Below are 19,776 nucleotides of genomic sequence, written 5' to 3' on the forward strand. Positions count from 1 at the left end.
AGACCATTGATCGCATTTTGGGCGTCAGTTGTTACAGGACGGTACCGATGGTGCAACTTCCCGCAGACGCCCGAGCGGTCGTCATCGGGGGCGGGGTGGCCGGGTGTTCGGTCGCCTACCACCTGGCGCGGCTCGGCTGGCAGGACGTCGTCCTCGTCGAACGGCACGACCTGACCGAGGGCACGACCTGGCACTCGGCGGGCTTCGTCGGGCAGTTGCGCTCGACCGTCACCCAGACCCGCATGATCATGTACTCAGCAGGTCTGTACCCCGAACTCCGCGACCTCACCGGTCTGGACCCGGGCTGGCACGGCGTCGGCGGGCTGCGCCTGGCGACCACGCCCGAACGCCACGAGGAGCTGGTCCGGCAGGCCGGCGCGGCCGAGACCTACGGCCTCGACCTGGAACTCCTGACCGGCGCGCAGACCAAGGAGCGGCTGCCGCTGCTGGAGACCGGCGACGTCGTCTCGTCGCTCTGGTTGCCCGGCGACGGCTGGCTCGACCCCGCGATGCTGGCGAAGGCGCTGGCCGAGGGCGCCCGCAAGCTCGGCGTGCGGATCTTCACCGGCGCCGCGGTGACCGGACTGGAGACCGCGGACGGCGCGATCACCGGCGTCCGGTTCGGCGACCACGTGATCAGGACCGGGACGGTCGTCAACGCGGCCGGGGCGGCGTCCGGGGTGATCGGGCGGATGGCCGGGGTCGAGCTGCCGATCGTCCCGATCAAGCACCAATACGTCGTGACCGAATCGACCGGTGTTTCGGTCGGCATGCCCACCGTCCGCGACCCCGACAACATCGTCTACTTCCGCGAGGAGGGCGGCGGCATCCTGGTCGGCGGCTACGTCCGCACGCCCCAGGTCTGGGACGAGCCGAACCCGCTGGCCACGCCGCGGCACCTGTTCGAGCCTGACATGCCGAAGTTCGAGGAGTCGTGGACGTCGGCCGTCCACCGCCTGCCGCACCTGCGCGAACGCGGGGAGATCGTCAAGGTCGTCCACGGGCCCGAGGCGTTCACCCCCGACGGGGAGTTCCTGCTGGGGGAGACGTCGGTACGCGGCCTCTGGGTCGCCGCCGGGTTCTGCGTGCACGGCCTGGCCGCCGCCGGGGGCGTCGGCAAGGTGACCGCGGAGTGGATCGTCGAGGGCGCCCCCGAATACGACATGTTCGCCATGGACGTCGCGCGCTTCGGGCCGCACGCCCGGTCGACGTCCTGGGCGCGGGCGAAGGTGCTGGACGCGTACAGCGCCTACTACGACATCGTCTACCCCGGTCAGGAGCGCACCGCGGCCCGGCCGCTGCGCAGGTCGCCCGCCTACGCCCGGCACGCCGAACTTGGCGCCGAGTTCGGGGAGAAGGCCGGGTGGGAGCGGGTCAACTGGTACGCGCCCACCGGAGACGACGCGCCGCGCCCGAAGGGCTGGGCGGGCCGCGTCTGGTCGCCCGCCGTCCGCGAGGAGTGCCTGGCCACCCGCGACTCCGCCGGGTTGTTCGACCAGACCTCGTTCGCCAAGTTCGACCTGCGCGGCTTCGAGCGGCTCCAGGCCCTGGCCGGGGCGAACCTCGACCGCCCGGTCGGCACGGTCGTCTACACCCAACTGCTCAACGCGCGCGGCGGCATCGAGGCCGACGTCACGATCACCCGCCTGGGCGACGACCGGTTCCGGCTGGTGACCGGCACCGCCTTCGGCGGCCACGACGCGGCCCTGCTGCGCCGGCACGGCGTCGACGTCACCGACGTGACCTCGGCCTACGCCTGCTACTGCCTGTGGGGACCGGACTCCCACGACATCCTGAGCAGTCTGACCAGTGACGACCTCGGCTTTGGCTACATGCAGTCGCGCGAGATCAGCGTGGGCTACGTGCCGGTGCGGGCCCAGCGGGTCACCTTCGTCGGCGAGTACGGCTGGGAGCTCTACACGCCGGTCGAGTTCGGGCTGACCCTGTGGGACCTGCTGGCCGGGACCGGCGTGCGGCCCGGCGGCTACAAGGCGATCGACTCGATGCGCCTGGAGAAGGGCTACCGGGTCTGGGGGGCCGACATCACCCCGGAGACGACCCCGTTCGAGGCCGGGCTCGGTTTCGCGGTCCGGAAGTCGGTGCCGCGGACCGAATCCGCGGTGGAACTCGCCTGCCTCGTCGTCGACGACCCCGCCGAGGTGTGCCTCGGCGGGGAACCCGTGCGGGTCGACGGGGTGCCCGCCTCGCGGGTCACCTCAGGCGGCTACGGCCATCGGGTCGACCGGTCGATCGCCTACGCCTACCTGCCCAAGGGCGTGACCCGGGTGGAAGTCGGCGTGAACGGCGGCTGGGTGGGGGCCGACGTCGTCGCCGGGCCGGTCTACGATCCGCAGAACCTGCGGGTCAGGTCACGGGGGCAGCTCTGACCTGGTGGGCAGGCCCTGCCAGGTCGAGTGGGCGGCCACCGCGAAGGCCGCCACCGAGATGCCCCGCTTGAGCCGGTCGGAGGGGTGCACCCCGTCGAGCAGCGCGCTCAGATATCCGGCCACGAACGCGCCGCCGACCTCGGTCGCGTCGACGACCGTCACGGGGGCGGCCTGGGTGTCGTACCGGAAACCCTCGACCGTGGCGCTGGCCCCCTTGGAGCCGCGCATCACGACGAGTTCGGGCACCTGGGCGATGGCGCTCTCGACCAGGCCGAGCTCGTCCTGGTTGGCGAACAGGACGTCGGCCGAGGCGGCGAGCTCCCGGAGGCCGTCGCGGGCCTCCTGCACGCTCTCCCACAGGTTCGGCCGGTGGTTCACGTCGACCGAGACCAGCACGCCGGCGTCCTTGGCCAGCTTCACCGCGTGGTGCACCGCGCTCCACGCGTATCCGCTCAGCGCGGGGGTGATGCCGGTGACGTGCAGGATGCGCGCGTCCTGGACCTCCGTCGGCACGTCGCCCGTCGACACCCGCGACCCGGCCGAGCCGCCCCGGTAGAAGACGGCGTGCGCGACCCGGCCGATGCGGCGCTGGCGCAGCGCCAGGCCGCTGGCGGCGGTCTCGTCGACCCGCAGGTGGGAGACGTCCACGCCCTCGCCGCGCAGCACCGTGGTGGTGCGCACCCCGATCTCGTCGTCGCTGACCCGGCCGACGTAGGCCACCGAGTGCCCGAGCCGGGCCAGGCCGACCGCGACGGTCAGTTCGGGGCCCTCCAGGTCGAGCCGGGCGGACATGTCGTGCCGGATTCGGTCGGCGGTCACGACGCCCAGCACCTCGCCGAGCGTGAACAGATCGGTCATCGCACTCTTCTCCGCAGCTGATCGGGAAAAGCATGGCAGAACCGTTCCAACGGCGGAACGCCGATCGGCCCCCGCCTTGCCTCAGGCGAGGGCCGATCGATGGTGCCGCCGGTCAGAAGGCGTCGTCGCGGCGCGAGTGGCGTCCACCGGCGACGAGCCGGTCGCCGTCCTCCACCCGGTCGCGGTCCTCCACCCGGTCGACGGGACGGGTCTCGTCACGGTCGTCGACGCCGTTGTGGTTGCGGTCGACGAGCTGCTGCTCCAGATCCCGCTTCTCACTCTCCAGCCGGGAGACGCGGTCGCGCTCGGCCAGCCGCTCCTCGCGCATGCGGCGGCGCTTGGCGACGCTGCGGCGCATGCCGCCGCTGACCATCGCCAGCCCGATGAGGACGCCCGCGGCGGTGGCCGCGCCGAGCAGGAACATCTCGAAGGAGGTCAGCGTGAAGTTCCAGTCGAGCACGGTGATGGGGGTGGTCGCCGCCGCGGTGGTGTCCTGAATGGAGATTTCGATCAAGACTGCACCCGCGACCACGATCAGGAGAAGGCCCAGAAGAACCATGTGTTCTCACCTCGAATGCAGATGTGGCTTGGCCCACTTGTCTGCCCCCGATTCGGCCGTTCATGTCGGTCGTGGCGGGTTTCGGAGTTTTACAGGCGGTCGTCCATGATCTCCGTTTGCTTGGGTATGGGGCCGTTATGAGTGAGCTGCAGCAGGTGGAAGAGGAGATCGCCCGCATTCGCGCGGAGGCCCGTTCCCTGCGCGAGCAGATCGGCGACCGGGCCGGCGACGGTCCGGCCGACTCGGCGGAGCTGGCCACCCTCATCGCCAACGCCGACCAGCTCGACAACCTCGCGGAGGAGCTGGAGAGCCGGCGCGACACCCTGAAGAACCAGGGCTGACCGGAACCCCCACGGTCGGGACGAGCTGACGGCCTTCGGTGCCGGTCGGGTCCGGCGCGACCCTTCCGGCACCGACGGCCTGCACCTTCTTGCCACGTACCCGGAGGTGCGCCCGGACGGGCGTTCCGCCGTGAGCCCTGCCCAGGACCCTGCCCTGAACCTGTGTCCGGCCCGCGCACGTCCGCTCACCTGGGTCGATCCCCACGTGGAACCTCCTCGGCGGAAGACGGCGGCGAGCCGTACCTGAGAGAACAGAAAGCGCTCTCGCGCTCGGATCGTCCTGCTACTTCTGGACTTTTGTCAAGACTAGGTTTAACTTGCAGGAAACCCGCGAGAACTTTGAGAAAGCGCTCTACCTGATTCAGGAGATCCTTGGATCAAGCCTCTGAGCTGCTGAGACGTGTGAAAACTCCAGGGAACGTTCCCTGGAGGTCACGACGATCGTTATCTCTCAGCCCATTGACAACCCCACGGGCCCAGCTCGACCCTCACTCCAGGGAACGTTCTCTTCATGATCAAAAATAGGAAGGTTCCATCGGCATGTCTCACCCCCCTCGCCGCCGTGCCGCGCGGCTGCTGGTGCCCCTGATCGCCGCTTCCCTCCTGGCCGCCGCCTGTGGTGGTGGGGAGAGCACGCCGGCCCCCGGAGCCGCCAGCGGCGGTGCCGCCGCTCCCGCCGAGCCGGTCAAGCTGACCGTGGCCCTCTTCAGCGACTTCCACTACGGCCCGCTGTACGAGGAGTTCAAGAAGACCCACCCGAACGTCGAGATCACCGAGCGCCGGGCGCAGTTCAACGACCACCACAACAACCTGGTCACCCAGGTCGCCACCGGGGCGGGCGCCGCCGACATCGTCGCCGTCGAGGGCGGCTTCATCGCCACCTTCCGCGAGGTCGCCGACAAGTTCCACAACCTCAACGACTACGGCCTGGGCTCACGCCAGTCCGAGTACCTCGACTGGAAGTGGCAGCTCGGCCTGTCGAAGGACGGCTCCCAGCTCATCGGCCTCGGCACCGACGTCGGCGGCCTGGCCATGTGTTACCGGCCCGACCTCTTCAAGGAGGCCGGCCTGCCCACCGACCGCGACGAGGTCAGCGCCTTGTGGCCGACCTGGGAGCAGTACGTCGAGACCGGCAAGAAGTTCGTCGCCGCGGGCGGCAAGGCGGCCTTCACCGACGGCCCCGGTGAGCACTTCCGCGCCATGGTCGAGCAGGCCCCCGTCGGCTTCTACGACACCAGCGACAAGGTCGTCGTCGGCACCAACCCCGACGTGCGCAAGGCCTGGGACATCTCGGTCTCCATGATCCAGAACAAGCTGTCGGGCAAGCTCGTCGCGTTCACCCCCGAGTGGACCACCGGCATCGCCAAGGGCACCTTCGCCACGATGGTCTGCCCCGCCTGGAAGACCGGCGTGATCAAGGACCAGAAGCCCGGCGAGGGCACCTGGGACATCGCGGCCGTGCCCGGCGGCGGCGGCAACCAGGGCGGCACCCACCTGCTCGCCCCCAAGCAGGGCAAGCACCCCAAGGAGGCCGCCGAGCTGATCAACTTCCTGACCAGCAAGGAGAGCCAGCTCACCCTGTGGAAGGACGCCTCGGCCCTGCCGTCGCTGCCCGCCCTCTACACGGACCCGGCCGTCGCCGACTTCGTGAACCCCTACTTCGGCGACGCCCCCATCGGCAAGATCTTCACCGACGCCGCCAAGGCGTTGAAGCCGCAGTACACGGGCCCCAAGGCCGGTGACGTGAACGTCGCCATGGGCAACGGCCTCGGCCGCATCGAACTCCAGGGTCAGGACCCCGAAGAGGCCTGGAAGCAGGCCGTCGCGGACTCCGAGAAGATCAAGTAGCCGTACGCCGCGGGGTGGCCGGTCCGGCCACCCCGCCTTCCCTTGAGAGGAGCGCCATGGCCACGCGTGCCCCGGAACGTGCAGCGCCGCCACGGCGACCGGGAGGCAAGCGCCGGCTGACCGCCCGCCACTGGCGGCACACCGTCGACGTCAAAGCCTCCCCGTACGCGTACGTCGCCCCGTTCTTCCTGCTGTTCTGCGCCTTCGGGCTGTTCCCCATCGGCTACACGCTCTGGGTGAGCCTGCACGAGTGGACGCTGCTGGACGACGAGCACACCTTCGTGGGCCTGGAGAACTTCCGGGTCCTGCTGGCGGACTCGTACTTCTGGAACGCGACGTTCAACACGTTGTCGATCGGCCTGCTGTCGATGCTGCCGCAGTTGCTGCTGGCGCTGTGGCTCGCCCATCTGCTGAACCGGCCGCTGCGGGCCCAGAACTTCTTCCGGATCACCCTGCTGCTGCCCAACGTCACCAGCGTCGTCGCGGTCGTGGTGATCTTCTCGCAGATCTTCGGCCGCGACTTCGGCCTGATCAACTGGGTCATCACCAGTTTCGGGTTCGACGGCATCGCCTGGCGTGACGGCACCCTGAGCTCCCACGTGGCCATCTCGACGATGATCATGTGGCGGTGGACGGGCTACAACGCGCTCATCCTGCTGGCCGCGATGCAGGCCGTACCGCGAGAGCTGTACGAAGCCGCCACCATCGACGGCGCGTCGAGCTTCACCCAGCTCCGCAAGGTCACCGTGCCGATGATCCGGCCCACCATCGCCTTCGTGGTGATCACCTCGACCATCGGCTCGATGCAGATCTTCGCCGAGCCGCTGCTGTTCGGCGCCTACACCCTCACCGGCGGGCAGGACCGGCAGTACCAGACGCTCTCGCTGTTCTTCTACGAGAACTACATGCGCCTCGACTTCGGCTTCTCGTCGGCAATCTCCTGGATGATCTTCGTCTTCATTCTGATCATCGCCGGGATCAACTACCTGCTCACCAACCGGATGAAGGGAAGCATCCGATGACCGGCCGTCGGGTCAACAACCGGCTGACCTATCTCACCCTGACCGCGGTCGCGTTCTTCTTCACGATCCCGCTCTACTACTCGATCGTGGTGGCCTCCCGCGACAACGCCTCCCTCGCGTCGGTGCCGCCGCCGCTCTTCCCCGGCGGCAACTTCTTCGAGAACGTCAGCCGGGTCTTCGACACCGTGCCGTTCGGCCTGGCGATGCTGAACTCGGTGCTCGTGGCCGGCACGATCTCGATCTCGGTCATGTTCTTCTCGACCCTGGCCGGCTTCGCCTTCGCCAAACTGCGCTTCCGCGGCCGCAACATCCTGCTGCTCATGACCGTCGGCACGATGATGGTGCCGACCCTGGCCGGCATCATCCCGCTCTACATCCTCATGGTGAAGCTGGAGTGGGTCGGCTCGCTGTACGCCGTCGTCGTGCCCGCCCTGGTCAACGCGTTCGGCGTGTTCTTCATGACGCAGTTCCTGTCCCGCGCGCTCCCGACCGAGCTCCTGGAGGCGGGCCGCGTCGACGGCTGCACGACCTGGGGCCTGGTCTGGCACGTCGTCTTCCCGGCGGCCCGCCCGGCGGCGGCCGTACTCGGCATGCTGACCTTCATGACGGCCTGGAACGACTACATGTGGCCGCTCATGGTGCTGACCCCGGAGAACCCGACGGTCCAGGTGGCGCTGTCGACCCTGGCCGCCGGCTACGTCAACGACTACGTGATGGGCCTGGCGGGCACCGCGCTCGGCACGCTGCCCCTCGTCATCGTGTTCGCACTTCTCGGCAAGCACATCATCGGAGGAATCATGCAGGGGGCGGTCAAGGGATGACGCCGGAAATCCAGTTTCCCGAGAGGTTCATCTGGGGTGCCGCCACGGCGTCATACCAGGTGGAGGGGGCCGCCCGGGAAGACGGTCGCGGCGTGTCCATCTGGGACACCTTCGCGCGCACCCCCGGCAAGGTCGCCGACGGTCACACCGGCGACGTCGCCTGCGACCACTACCACCGCTATCCGGAGGACGTGCGCCTCATGGCCGATCTCGGCCTGGGCGTCTACCGGTTCTCCACCGCCTGGCCCCGGGTCGTCCCCGACGGCTCGGGCCCGGCCAACCCGCGCGGCCTCGACTTCTACGACCGCCTGGTCGACGAGCTGCTGGGCGCCGGGATCACCCCGTACGTGACCCTCTACCACTGGGACCTGCCGCAGAACCTGGAGGACCGCGGCGGCTGGACCTCCCGCGACACGGCCTACTACTTCGCCGACTACGCGGCGGCCGTGCACGCCCGGCTCTCCGACCGGGTCTCGACGTGGACCACCCTGAACGAGCCGTGGGTCTCGGCGTTCCTCGGCTACGGCAGCGGCGTGCACGCCCCCGGCGTCACCGACGCCTCGGCCGCGTTCAAGGCGGCCCACCACCTGCTGCTCGCCCACGGCCTGGCCGCGCAGAACCTCACGGGCACCCTGGCGCTGACGCTCAACATGGCGCCGGTGGTCACCCCGGCCCAGATCCTCGACGCGGGGATCGCCCTGTCGCAGGGGGACTCCGACGCCGTCAGGCTGGTCGACGCCCTGCTCAACCGGCAGTTCCTCGACCCGGCGCTGAAGGGCACCTACCCGGCCGAGGTGCTGGAGATCGTGGAGCGGCACGGCGGCCTCGACCACATCCGCGACGGCGACCTGGAGATCATCAACCAGCCGCTCGACCTGCTCGGGATCAACTACTACAACCCGTGCGTGGTCCAGGCGTCTCCCGGCGCGGTGGCGCCGTTGGCGTGGCCCGGCACGGACGGCGTCGACTTCGTCTCCATCGAGGGCCCGCAGACCGCCATGGGCTGGCCGATCATCCCCTCGGGCCTGTCGCGGCTGCTGGTCCGGCTGTCGCACGACTACCCGGACGTCGGCCTGCTGGTCACCGAGAACGGCGCGGCCTTCCACGACAAGGTCGTCGGCGACCGCGTGCCCGACGGCGACCGGGTCTCCTACCTCGACGGTCACCTGCGCGCCTGCCACGACGCCATCGCCCAGGGAGCCGACCTGCGGGGCTATCTGGTGTGGTCCCTCTTCGACAACTTCGAGTGGGCGGAGGGATACCACCAGAGGTTCGGTATCGTGCGGATCGACTACGCCACGCAGCGCCGTCTGCCCAAGGACAGCGCTCTGTGGTACCGGGACGTCATCCAGCGGAACGGCATCGAGTGAAACGTCCAACCTTGGAGGCAGTCGCCGCCCGCGCCGGCGTGTCCAAGTCGACCGTCTCAAGGGTGGTCAACGGCGACACGACCGTGACGCCGAACTTCCGCGAGCTGGTGCTGCGGGCGGTGAACGAGCTCGGCTACGTGCCCAACTCGGTCGCCCGCAGCCTGGTGACCCAGCGCACCAACTCCATCGCCCTGGTGGTCTCCGACCCGCCCGCCGGGTTGTTCTCCGACGACCCCATGTTCTCGGCCGTGGTGCGGTCGGCGTCGCGGGCCCTTGAGGCGGCCTCCAAGCAGGTCGTCCTGATGCTCGCCGGGTCCGACGAGAGCCGCGTGCGGGTCCAGGAGTACGTCGCCGCCGGGCACGTCGACGGCGTGATGCTGGTGTCGTTCTACGGGGCCGACCCGCTGCCCGCGGCCCTGATGCGGATGGGCCTGCCGATGGCCTCCTTCGGCAAGCCCGTCTCGGCCCCCTCGGTCCCCTACGTCGACAACGACAACCTCGGGGGAGCACGCCAGGCGGTCGAGCACCTGCTGAGCCGGGGCCGGCGGCGGATCGCCACCATCTCGGGCCCGCTCGACATGATCGCCTCGCAGGACCGACTGACCGGCTACCGGGAGACGCTGCGCGACACCGGCCGCCGGTCGATCATCGCGGTCGGCGACTTCACCCGGGTCTCGGGCGACCAGGCGATGTGCCAGCTCCTCGAAGACGACCCGGGCCTCGACGCCGTCTTCGCGGCCAACGACCTGATGGCGATCGGCGCCCTCCACGCCCTGCGCAGGGCCGGTCGCCGGGTCCCCGACGACGTGGCCGTGGTCGGGTTCGACGACATAGAGGCCGCGCTCTACACCGACCCGCCGCTGACGACGGTCCGCAGCCCGATGGCCGACCAGGCGCTGGCGGTGGTCAGCCTGCTGCTGGGGCTGTTCGAAGACGGGCGCGCCGACCCGGTGATACTGCCGACGGAACTGGTGATCCGGGAGTCGAGCTGAGGCGGGCCTGTCATGTTCGGCGTCCCCTCGGCGCGGGGCGTCACGTCCCGCCGAGGTCGGGACCGTCGCCTCACGACACCCGCCCACCCCGGCGGGGATCCTCGTAGGGTCGTCACCCGGCCCGAGGAAAGCCCATGTCACCGAAGTCCATCGTCATCGCGGTCGGCGTCCTGCTCGTCATGGACCTGACCGGCGCCGGCATCTCCGTGTCCGCCGGGCTCAACGCCGACTTCCTGGAGGCCCTCGGCCCGACGGCCCGGTTGTCGGCGCCGCTCCCGATGATGGCCGCCCAGGCGATCCTGGCTTTCGCGGTCACCCGGGAGCGCCGCGCCGTCGCGATCCCGGCCGCCGCGCTGCTGGTCGTCGCGGGGGTGCTGGCCTTCGTCTCCGGCTTCTTCGACGGCGGGTACGCCGCCGAGCTCACGACGGGCCAGCGGGTGTTCCAGATCGTGCTGGTCAGCGGGCATCTGGTGCTGAGCGCCCTGGCGGGGGTCCGGCTGGCGGGGCTGCTGCGGTCAGCGGCGTAGCGCCCACTCGACGGCCGGGCAGCGGTTCATGACGACGTCGATCCCGGCCGCCAGCGCCCGGTCGCCGGCCGCCTCGTCGTACACGTCGAGCGGCAGCCACACCGCCCCCGCGCCCACCGCGATCGCCTCGTCGATCACGCCGCCCGCGAAGGCGGTGCGCCGGTAGATCGCCACCACGTCGATCGGGACGGGGACCTCGGCGAGGGCCGGGTAGGTCGTCTCGCCCAGGACCGGCCTGCCGTCGGGATGCACCGGGATGATGCGTTTGCCGCGCCGCTTCATGAGTTCCGCCTGGTTGTAGACGGTCCGGGCCGGATCGCCGGAAAGGCCGACGAAGGCCCAGGTCGTCGTGTCGTTCAGCAGGCGCCTGATGACCGTCGGGTCGGCGAAACGATCTCCCATGTCCTGGTGCAACAAGCCGATCACCGGGTCTCTTCCGGCACAGGTCAGGTCGGGTTTCACGACGGCACCCATGACGTTTGCCCACACAGGATTGATTGAACTTGTAACTAGAAGCTCTTGGGGTTATCCGGAATTCTTCCTGTTAGCAGAAAGCAGGGAGATGGCAGTGAATGACCAGTATGAGCTTTATTGCCTCGCGGACCGGCTTTTCTATGACACCGCCGACCGGCGCGGAACCGCCATTCCGGATTTCGCCGTGGCCGGCCGTGAGGTTCCGCGTGGCTGGTCCCACCAGCCGTCCGACACCTGGTTCCACTACGCCCCGACCGGCCATGACGTTCCGCCGCAGGGCTGGAAGATCCACGTGTCGGCCGGGCTGGCCGACGCGGCGCGGGTGCTGGAAATCGTCTGGGACTATTGCATCGAACGTGATATCCCATTCAAATTCCTGCGCAGCCGGTCTGTCGTCACCATGCTCAACTCGAAAGGCGCGGCGCGGGGCGCGAGCGGCAAACTGGTCACCATCTACCCACGTCAAGACTGCCTGGAGCTGACGCTCAAGGAGCTCGACGGCCTGCTGGCCGGGGTGCGCGGGCCCTACATCCTGAGCGATCTGCGCTACGGCGACGGGCCCCTGTTCGTCCGCTACGGCGGGTTCACGGCTCGGCGCTGCGTCGCCGCCAACGGCGACCTGGTGCCCGCGATGGAAAACGACCGGGGCGAGCTGGTGCCCGACGTCCGGGGGCCGTCGTTCACGGTGCCCGACTGGGTCGAGCTGCCCGACTTCCTCGCGCCTCATCTGGAGGCCAGGAACGCGGTCACCACGACCGACCTGCCCTACACCGTCGACTCCGTCATGCACTTCTCCAACGGCGGCGGCGTCTACCTCGCCACCGACAGGCGGAGCGGCGAGCGGGTCGTGCTCAAGGAGGCCCGGCCGATGGCGGGGCTCGACGCGGCCGAGCGCGACGCGGTGGCGCGGCTCCAGCACGAACGCGACGTCCTGCGGCGGCTCGACGGGCTCGACTGCGCGCCCGGCTACCGCGACTACTTCGTGCTCGGCGACCACCACTTCCTGGTGACGGAGTTCGTCGACGCCACGCCGCTGCAGCGCACCCTGGTCCGCACGTTCCCGCTGACCAAGGCCGACGCGACGGCCGAGTCGATCGCCGAATACACCGTCTGGGCCCTCGACACGCTGCCCAAGGTGCGGGCCGCGATCGAGGCGCTGCACGAACGCGGGGTCGTCTTCTGCGACCTCCACCCCAACAACATCCTGATCACGCCCGAAGGGCGGCTCGTCCTCATCGACTTCGAGGTCGCGACCTTCATCGAAGACCGCGGGCGGTCGGTGCTGGCCCATCCGGCCTTCCAGGCGCCGGCCGACCGCCGGGGCGCCGACGTCGACCTCTACGCCCTCGCCTGTCTCACACTGGGCCTGTTCGCGCCGCAGCTCACGATCACCGTGCCACTGGCGCGGGCGAAGGCGGGCCAGCTCGGGCGGCTGATCGTCGACACGTTCCCGGTGCCGCCCGAGCTGATCAAGCGGGCCGTCCACACGATCAGCGGGCCCATCGGGGGCGGGCCCACTGCGAGTGTGACCCTGGGCGATCCCATGGCGGCGATGGCGCGGGCGATCCTCGCCAGCGCCACGCCGGAACGGACCGACCGGCTCTTCCCCGGCGACATCGCCCAGTTCCGGCCCGGCGGCGGGGTCAACCTGGCCCACGGCGCGGCGGGCGTGCTGTTCGCGCTCGACGCGGCCGGGGCCGGGCGCTACCCCGAGTTCGAAGAGTGGCTGCTCCGCCAGCGGCCGGAGTCGCCGCCCGGCTTCTACGACGGTCTCCACGGCGTCGCCTACGTGCTCGACCGCTTCGGCCACGTCGACCGGGCGCTCGACCTCGTCGACCGGGCGATGGCCGGACCGTGGCGCGATCTCGACCTCGGTCTGTGGTCGGGGCTGGCCGGCATCGGGCTCAACCTGCTCCACCTGGGGCTCGACGCCCGCCCGCTGATCGAGTTGTGCGCCGAGCGGCTGCCTCACGACGTACCCGACATCTCGGGCGGCGCGAACCCCAGAGCCGGTCTGCTCCACGGCCTGAGCGGTCCCGCCCTGTTGTTCCTGCGCGCCTACGACCACACCCGCGACCCCGCGCTGCTCGATCTGGCCGAACGGGCGCTGCGCCTCGATTTGAAGCGCTGCGTCACCACGTCAGACGGATCGCTGCAGGTCAACCAGGGCTGGCGGACCCTGCCCTACCTCGACGAGGGCTCGGTCGGCATCGCGATCGTGCTGGCCGACCTGCTGCGCCAGCGGCCCGGCTCACCGCTGGCCGCCGCCCTGCCCGACCTGCTCAAAGTGGGCCGCTGCCGGTTCTTCGTGCAGCCCGGCCTGTTCGCCGGACGGGCCGGCATGGTGCTGGCCGACCGCACCCTGATCCCCGGCCTCGACTGGCACGTCCTGCCCTACCGCGACGGGATCGCCTTCCCCGGCGACCAGCTGCTCCGGCTGTCGATGGACTTCGCGACCGGCACCGCCGGCGTCCTCTACGCCCTCAGCGGCACCCCGTTGCCCTTCACGCATCCACTCGGCGCGGAGCCCTACGCCGCGCCCGGTGGTGTCCCCCTTCGCCCATCGGCCAAGGAGGTGATCGGGGCCCCGAACAGCTAGCTCCACCTTTCTAAAGATCTCGAATGTCCTCCCGATAGAGAAACTTCGTAAAGGAGCATGACCATGGTTCTTCTCGACCTTCAGGCGATGGAGCTTCCCGGCGGCGGATACCCCGGTGGCGGCGGCCACGGTGGCGGCGGCAGCACGCTGACCCTGCTCGGCTGCGCGTCCCAGACGCCCAGCAACCTGAGCCTGCTGCTCTGCCACTAGGCACCCGATCGGGGGCCCTGGGCTCGCGGGAGCCCGGGGCCCTCCCCGTTTTCGAAGTCTCCGCCCACGTGAAGAGAGGGAGTCGGCGTTGCGACCGGCCGACCGGCTGACAACCGAGGCGATCAGGCGTAGCGGGCCCGCGGCGGGCGTGCTCGCCGCTGTCGCCCTCATCGGCGCCGGCCTTGAGCTGGCACTGCCGTTCGTGCTCGGCCGTGCCGTCGACACCTTCTCCCCGACCTGGGTGGGCTGCGCCGGGGCCGTCGTGGTGCTCCTCGTCGCCTGCGACGGTCTCGGTGTCTACATGAGCGCCACCGGTGGCGCGCGGGCGGCGGCCTGGTTGCGCCACCGGGCGCTCTCCCATCTGCTCGGCGCCGGTCCCGGTGTGACCCGGCGCATCCCCGAGGGCGACCTGGTGACCCGGCTCGGCCTCAACGCCGAAGAGGCCGGGCGCGCGGCCGACGCCGTGGTCGCCTCGGTGGCGCTGGTGGTGCCGTCGGCCGGGGCGCTGGTCCTGCTGGTGCTGATCGATCCGTGGCTGGCGCTGACGCTGGCGGGCGGGCTGGTCGCCATCGCGTTCGTGCTGAAGCGGTTCCTGAAGGTCTCCACGGTGATCGCCGGCGGCTACCAGGAGGCGCAGGCCGACATCGCCGCGCGCCTGGTCGAGGCGGTCGGCGGCGCCCGTACGATCGCGGCGGCCGGAACCGCCGAACAGGAGACCCGGCGGGTGCTGACCGCCCTTCCGGTGGTGCGCGGCCACGCGATGGCGTTGTGGCGGGCCAACGCCGACTCCGGGGTGCGAGCCGCGATCGTGGTGCCGCTCCTGGAGGTGCTGGTGCTGGCCGTGGGCGGCTGGCGGCTGGCGGCCGGGGAACTGTCGGCCGGCGAGCTCTACGCCGCCACCCGCTACGTGGTCATCGGCGCGGGCCTCGGCCCCGCGATCGGCTCGCTGGGCCGGCTGGCCCGCGCCCGCGCGGCCGGGGCGCGGCTGGCCGACGTCCTCGACGAGTGCCCGCGGGCTCACGGGGTGCACACGCTGCCCCCCGGCCCCGGGACCCTGACGTTCCGCGACGTCCCCGGCCTCGACGTGGAGATCCAGGGCGGCAGTTCGGTGGCCGTCGTCGGCACGGGGAGCACCCGGTTCGCGCGGCTCGCGGCCCGCCTCGACGACCCGGAGACCGGAGAGGTGCTGCTCGACGGGGTCCCGCTGCGGTCGCTGACCCGGGAGTCGCTCAGAACCGCCGTCGGCTACGCCGTCGCCAGGCCCCACCTGGTCGGCGACACCGTCGCCGACGCGACCGGCGGCTCCCGCACGGCGGCCGTGGCGGCCGGGGCCGACGAGTTCATCCGCCGCCTGCCCCACGGCTACCAGACCGCCCTCGCCGAGGCCCCCATGTCGGGCGGCGAACGCCAGCGGCTCGGCCTGGCCAGGGCCTTCGCGAAGGGAAACCGCCTGCTGGTGCTCGACGACGCGACCTCCAGCCTCGACACCATCACCGAACGCCAGGTCTCCACGGCCCTGTCCGCAGACACCCGCACCCACGTCATGGTGACCCACCGGGCCGCCGTCGCGGCGCGCGCCGACCGGGTGATCTGGCTGCACGACGGGCGGGTGCGCGGCTTCGACCGCCACCTCGTCCTCTGGCACGACCCCGGCTACCGGGCCGTCTTCCAGGGCGGGGAGACGCGGTGATCACCTTCGGCCCTCACACCCGGATCGGGGTGTTCCTCTGGCGGGCCTTCCACGCCCGGCCGGGCCAGGTGCGGCGGTTCGTCCTGTGGTCGCTGGTCGAGGCGGCCCCGGCGTTCGTCATCGGGCTGGCCGTCGCGCGGGCCGTCGACGCGTTCACCACCCACCAGGCCGTCGCGGGGCTCTCGTGGACGTTCCTGCTCGGCCTCTCCTGGATCTTCGCCGCCGTCGGGGGGCGGCAGGTGGTCGTCACGCTGGCGACCATCGTCGAGCCCGTCCGCGAGGAACTGCTGACCACGACGATCCGGGGCGCCCTGGAGGCCGGGCGAGACGACCCCGCCGCCGTCACCCGGGCCAACCTGCAGGTCGAGGTGGCGCGCGACGCGTTCACCGGGGTGATCGGGTCGGTGAAGGCGTTCCTGTTCGCCCTCCTCGGGGCCGTCGCCGGGGTGGTGGCGCTGATGCCCGAGCTGCTCCTGCTGGTGCTGCCGCCGCTGCTGCTCGGGCTGGGGGCGTTCCTCTTCTCGCTGCCCGAACTGGCCAGGCGGCAGCACGCCTACCTGCTCGCCGACGAGGCCACCGCCGAGAGCCTGGTCACGGTCACCGCCGCGCTCGGCGACATCGCCGCGTCCGGCGACGAAGACCACGCCGCCCGATACGCCGGCGCCCGATTCGACCGCCAGCGGCGCGCGGCCGGCCGGCTGGCGACGGTCACCACGCTCCGGACCGTCGTGCTGGGCGCGGGGGCCTGGGCGCCGATCCTGCTGGTGCTCGCCTATGCGCCCCGGCTGGGGGCGACCCCGGGGGTCGTGCTCGGGACCCTCGCCTATGTCATGCAGTCGCTCACGCCCGCGCTGTTCAACCTGGCCAGTGGGCTGGGGGAGAGCGGCGTGCGGCTCTGGGTCACCCTGGCCCGGTTGCGGGCCGCGCTGCCGCCGCCGCGGGAGGAGACCCGCAGGGCCGAGGGGGTGCACACCGAGCTGAAGGGGGTCACCTTCGCCTACGGGCCCCGGGCGCTGCCGGTCGTCGACCGCCTCGACCTGGTCATCCCCGAAGGCGAGCACCTCGCCGTCGTCGGGCCGAGCGGCATCGGGAAGTCCACCCTCGCCGCGCTGATCGCCGGGCTGGTCGTGCCCGATCAGGGGCGGGTGACCGTCGGCGGGGTGCCGGCCGCCCGGCTCGACCGGGGGCAGCGGGTGCTGATCCCGCAGGAGGCCTACGTCTTCCGGGGGACCGTCGCCGAGAACCTCGGCGACCACGACCCCCGGCGGATGCGGCAGGCGCTCGACGCCATCGGGGCCGCCCACGTCAAACTCCAGGCCACCGAGCTCGGCCCGGCCGACAGGCAGCTCGTCGCGCTGGCCAGGGCCTATCTCGCCGACGCCCCGCTGGTCATCCTCGACGAGGCCACCTCCTGCCTCGACCCGGCGGCCGAGGCCCGCGTCGAGCAGGCCTTCGCGGAGCGCGGCGGCACCCTCGTCGTCGTCGCCCATCGCATCAGTTCGGCGCTGCGGGCCCGGAAGGTGCTGGTCATGGACGGCACCCGCGTCGTCGCCGGCACCCATCAGGAACTCCTCGCCGCCTCCCCCCTGTACGCGGATCTGGCCGGGCATTGGGACCCCAGACTCAGGCAGGTGTCATGATCGAGATCATCCACGGGCACGTCGTCTCCGACCCCTACCGCTGGCTGGAAGACCCGGCCTCCGACGAGACGCGGGCCTGGCAGGCGCAGCAGGAGGTCGTCTGGCGCAGCCAGCTCCTCCCCGGCCGCGACCGCTTCCGGGCCAGGATCGACGAACTGAGCGACACCGGCGTCGTGGGCGCCCCGATCTGGCGGGGCGGCACCGCCTTCCGCGTCCGCCGTGATCCGGGCCGCCGTCTGCCCGTCCTCTACGCCGACGACCGGGTGGTCCTCGACCCCGAGGCGATCGACCCGGGCGCGACCACGCTGCTCGACGCCTGGCATCCCTCGCCCGACGGGACGCTGGTCGCCTGCCAGCTCTCCCGGGGTGGTGACGAACGGTCCGAGCTCTACGTCCTCGACGCCCGGACCGGCGCGCTCGTCGACGGCCCGATCGGGGGCCTGCGCCACTCGCCGGTGGCCTGGTTGCCGGACGGCGACGGCTTCTACTACGTCCGCGACCGGCGGGCCCGCGTCCACCGCCTCGACGGCGACGACCTCGACGTGGCCGACGCCGACGGCATCGCCCTCAGCGCCGACGGCCGGTGGCTGACCCTCTCGGTCAACCGGGGGGCGGGCAACGACGTGTGGTTGTGCGACCTGGTGAGCCCGTCGCGGCGGGTCGTCCAGCAGGACGTCGCGGCCCGGTCGGCCGTGGCGGTGGGGGGCGACGGGAGGGCGTACATGATCACGACCCTCGACGCCCCCCGGGGGCGGCTGCTGGTCGCCGACCCGGCCGCGCCCGACGACTTCCGCGACCTCGTGTCCGAAGACGCCGAGGCCGTGATCGCCGACTTCGCCCTGCTCGACGGGGTCCTCCTGGTGGCGTGGGTGCGCCATGCCATCGGGGAGATCTCCGTCCACGATCCCGAGACCGGGGAGCGTCAAGGAGCGGTCCCGCTCCCCGGTCTCGGCTCCCTCGGGCGGATGTCCGCCCGCGGCCACGAGGTCTGGTTCACCTACTCCGACTACGTCACCCCCGAGAGCGTCTACCGCTACGACGCCCGCACTGGCGAGACCACCCTCTGGGAGGCGGCCCCCGGCCGGGCCGAGCTGCCCGAGATCGAGTCGCACCAGGTCGTCTACCAGTCGGCCGACGGCACGCCGGTCCGGATGGTCGTGCTCGGCAAGGGCCTGCCGGGCCCCCGGCCGTGCATCCTCTACGGCTACGGCGGGTTCGGGGTGCCGCTCACGCCCTCCTACTCCTCCTATGTGCTGCCGTGGCTGGAGGCGGGTGGTGTCTTCGCGTTCGCCCAGGTCAGGGGTGGTGGTGAAGAAGGGGAGACGTGGCATCGGGCGGGCATGCGGGGGCGGAAGCAGAACTCGTTCGACGACTTCGCCGCCGCCGCCGAGACGCTGATCGCGGCGGGCTGGACGACCCCCGCCCTGCTCGGCGTCACCGGCGAGTCGGGCGGCGGGCTGCTCGTCGGGGCGCTCATCACGCAGCGCCCCGAACTGGTCGCCGCCGCCGTGTGCTCGGCGCCGGTGCTCGACATGGTCAGGTTCGAGAAGACGGGGCTGGGCAGCTCGTGGGTGCCGGAATACGGCTCCGCCGACGACCCCGAGCAGTTCGCCTGGCTGATGGCCTACTCGCCCTACCACCACGTCAAGGAGGGCGTCGACTACCCCGCGACGCTCTTCACGGTCTTCGACGGCGACAGCCGCGTCGACCCCCTCCACGCCCGCAAGATGTGCGCGGCCCTCCAGGGCGCGACGTCGGGGGTGCGCCCGATCCTGTTCCGTCACGAGACCGGGGTCGGCCACGCGGGCCGTTCGGCCGACCGGGCGGCCGGGCTGGCCGCCGACATGCTCGCCTTCCTGGCCCGTGAGCTGGGCGGCCTCGACGACGACTAGGGCGGCTCAGGCCGACCGGGGCAGCGGGAGGGCCAGGGCCGACGGCGGGGTGGTGGTGAGGGAGATCTCGAACCAGACCTTGTTGCGGCCCCCCTCCCTGACGATGCCCCAGCGGTCCGAGAGGGCGTCGAGCAGCGGGAGGCCGCGGCCGTTCGTCGCGGTGGCGGTCGTGTGGCGGGCACACGGGGGTTCGGGCGAGCCGTCGTCCTGGACGCACACCCGCACCTCGTCGGCCGAGAACCAGACCGTCACGGTGAACACGCCGCCGTCGCCCGATCTGGAGTGGACGACCGCGTTCGTGGCGATCTCGCTGGTGAGCAGCACGGAGTCGTCGTGCAGCGGGTGGTCTCTGCCGATCGTGGCCGAGACCAGGCGGCGGGCCACGACGACCTGGTCACGGCCGCCCGCGAGCCGGGCGACCCTCGTCGTGTCGATGGAGTCGAGTGTGGTGACGTTCCCCGAGCCGTTCATGCGTCCTCCTCGATGACTGCGCAAAGAAGACGCGCCGGTACGTGATCCGAGATGTCACGCGAAGGTGCGACTGTG

At 71.2% G+C, this 19,776-nt stretch carries 17 protein-coding genes; 13 read left to right on the top strand and 4 right to left on the bottom strand.

Annotation, left to right across the window (positions count from 1 at the left end; translation table 11 throughout):
* Positions 1–50: 50 nt before the first annotated feature.
* Positions 51–2,387, top strand: a complete 2,337-nt coding sequence (locus tag GT755_RS26480; RefSeq protein WP_161482331.1) for a GcvT family protein — start codon at positions 51–53, stop codon at positions 2,385–2,387.
* Here GT755_RS26480 and GT755_RS26485 read toward each other — a convergent pair.
* Together GT755_RS26485 and GT755_RS26490 are read right to left on the bottom strand one after the other, a co-directional pair.
* The gene (locus GT755_RS26485; RefSeq protein WP_161482332.1) at positions 2,370–3,245 is read right to left on the bottom strand and encodes a sugar kinase; all 876 of its coding nucleotides are present in this window, start codon (positions 3,243–3,245) and stop codon (positions 2,370–2,372) included. The two genes, GT755_RS26480 and GT755_RS26485, sit on opposite strands and share 18 nt — an antisense overlap.
* Before the next feature lie 112 nt (positions 3,246–3,357).
* Positions 3,358–3,759, bottom strand: a complete 402-nt coding sequence (locus tag GT755_RS26490) for a hypothetical protein (RefSeq protein WP_161482333.1) — start codon at positions 3,757–3,759, stop codon at positions 3,358–3,360.
* A gap of 182 nt (positions 3,760–3,941) precedes the next feature.
* Here GT755_RS26490 and GT755_RS26495 point away from each other — a divergent pair, with 182 nt between their 5' ends.
* The 7 genes from GT755_RS26495 to GT755_RS26525 all read left to right on the top strand — a co-directional run bounded on the left by GT755_RS26495 (position 3,942) and on the right by GT755_RS26525 (position 10,725).
* The gene (locus tag GT755_RS26495; protein ID WP_161482334.1) at positions 3,942–4,145 is read left to right on the top strand and encodes a hypothetical protein; all 204 of its coding nucleotides are present in this window, start codon (positions 3,942–3,944) and stop codon (positions 4,143–4,145) included.
* Between the two features lie 540 nt (positions 4,146–4,685).
* Entirely contained in the window at positions 4,686–5,993 is a 1,308-nt protein-coding gene (locus GT755_RS26500) for an ABC transporter substrate-binding protein (RefSeq protein ID WP_030456970.1), read from the top strand.
* Positions 5,994–6,049: 56 nt separating this feature from the next.
* The gene (locus GT755_RS26505) at positions 6,050–7,015 is read left to right on the top strand and encodes a carbohydrate ABC transporter permease (protein ID WP_161482335.1); all 966 of its coding nucleotides are present in this window, start codon (positions 6,050–6,052) and stop codon (positions 7,013–7,015) included.
* Entirely contained in the window at positions 7,012–7,836 is an 825-nt protein-coding gene (locus tag GT755_RS26510) for a carbohydrate ABC transporter permease (RefSeq protein WP_030456968.1), read from the top strand. The genes GT755_RS26505 and GT755_RS26510 overlap by 4 nt, the downstream gene beginning before the upstream one ends.
* On the top strand, positions 7,833–9,206 hold the full coding sequence (locus GT755_RS26515; protein WP_161482336.1) for a GH1 family beta-glucosidase: 1,374 nt from the start codon (positions 7,833–7,835) through the stop codon (positions 9,204–9,206). Before GT755_RS26510 ends, GT755_RS26515 begins: the two co-directional genes overlap by 4 nt.
* An 11-nt stretch (positions 9,207–9,217) precedes the next feature.
* The gene (locus GT755_RS26520) at positions 9,218–10,198 is read left to right on the top strand and encodes a LacI family DNA-binding transcriptional regulator (protein ID WP_202610553.1); all 981 of its coding nucleotides are present in this window, start codon (positions 9,218–9,220) and stop codon (positions 10,196–10,198) included.
* A gap of 134 nt (positions 10,199–10,332) precedes the next feature.
* Positions 10,333–10,725, top strand: coding sequence for a hypothetical protein (locus GT755_RS26525; protein WP_161482338.1), 393 nt, complete (start codon positions 10,333–10,335; stop codon positions 10,723–10,725).
* On the opposite strand, the gene GT755_RS26530 is transcribed toward GT755_RS26525, so the two are convergent.
* Positions 10,714–11,151, bottom strand: coding sequence for a CoA-binding protein (locus GT755_RS26530; protein ID WP_328794510.1), 438 nt, complete (start codon positions 11,149–11,151; stop codon positions 10,714–10,716). The genes GT755_RS26525 and GT755_RS26530 overlap by 12 nt on opposite strands.
* Positions 11,152–11,287: 136 nt before the next feature.
* Between GT755_RS26530 and lanKC the strand changes: the two genes are divergently transcribed.
* The 5 genes from lanKC (at position 11,288) to GT755_RS26555 (ending at position 19,230) form a co-directional block, all read left to right on the top strand.
* Positions 11,288–13,798, top strand: a complete 2,511-nt coding sequence (gene lanKC, locus GT755_RS26535; RefSeq protein WP_161482339.1) for a class III lanthionine synthetase LanKC — start codon at positions 11,288–11,290, stop codon at positions 13,796–13,798.
* Between the two features lie 63 nt (positions 13,799–13,861).
* Positions 13,862–14,008 (top strand): SapB/AmfS family lanthipeptide, encoded by a 147-nt coding sequence (locus GT755_RS26540; protein ID WP_156046157.1) that lies wholly within the window; start codon positions 13,862–13,864, stop codon positions 14,006–14,008.
* A gap of 88 nt (positions 14,009–14,096) precedes the next feature.
* The gene (locus GT755_RS26545; protein ID WP_161482340.1) at positions 14,097–15,698 is read left to right on the top strand and encodes an ABC transporter transmembrane domain-containing protein; all 1,602 of its coding nucleotides are present in this window, start codon (positions 14,097–14,099) and stop codon (positions 15,696–15,698) included.
* Entirely contained in the window at positions 15,695–17,338 is a 1,644-nt protein-coding gene (locus tag GT755_RS41310; protein ID WP_161482341.1) for an ATP-binding cassette domain-containing protein, read from the top strand. Before GT755_RS26545 ends, GT755_RS41310 begins: the two co-directional genes overlap by 4 nt.
* The gene (locus GT755_RS26555; RefSeq protein ID WP_161482342.1) at positions 17,335–19,230 is read left to right on the top strand and encodes a prolyl oligopeptidase family serine peptidase; all 1,896 of its coding nucleotides are present in this window, start codon (positions 17,335–17,337) and stop codon (positions 19,228–19,230) included. The genes GT755_RS41310 and GT755_RS26555 overlap by 4 nt, the downstream gene beginning before the upstream one ends.
* A gap of 6 nt (positions 19,231–19,236) precedes the next feature.
* Here GT755_RS26555 and GT755_RS26560 read toward each other — a convergent pair whose 3' ends face one another.
* Positions 19,237–19,701, bottom strand: coding sequence for an ATP-binding protein (locus tag GT755_RS26560; RefSeq protein WP_161482343.1), 465 nt, complete (start codon positions 19,699–19,701; stop codon positions 19,237–19,239).
* Positions 19,702–19,776 lie beyond the last annotated feature (75 nt).

The organism is Herbidospora solisilvae, assembly GCF_009901565.1.
GTDB classification, from domain to species: domain Bacteria; phylum Actinomycetota; class Actinomycetes; order Streptosporangiales; family Streptosporangiaceae; genus Herbidospora; species Herbidospora solisilvae.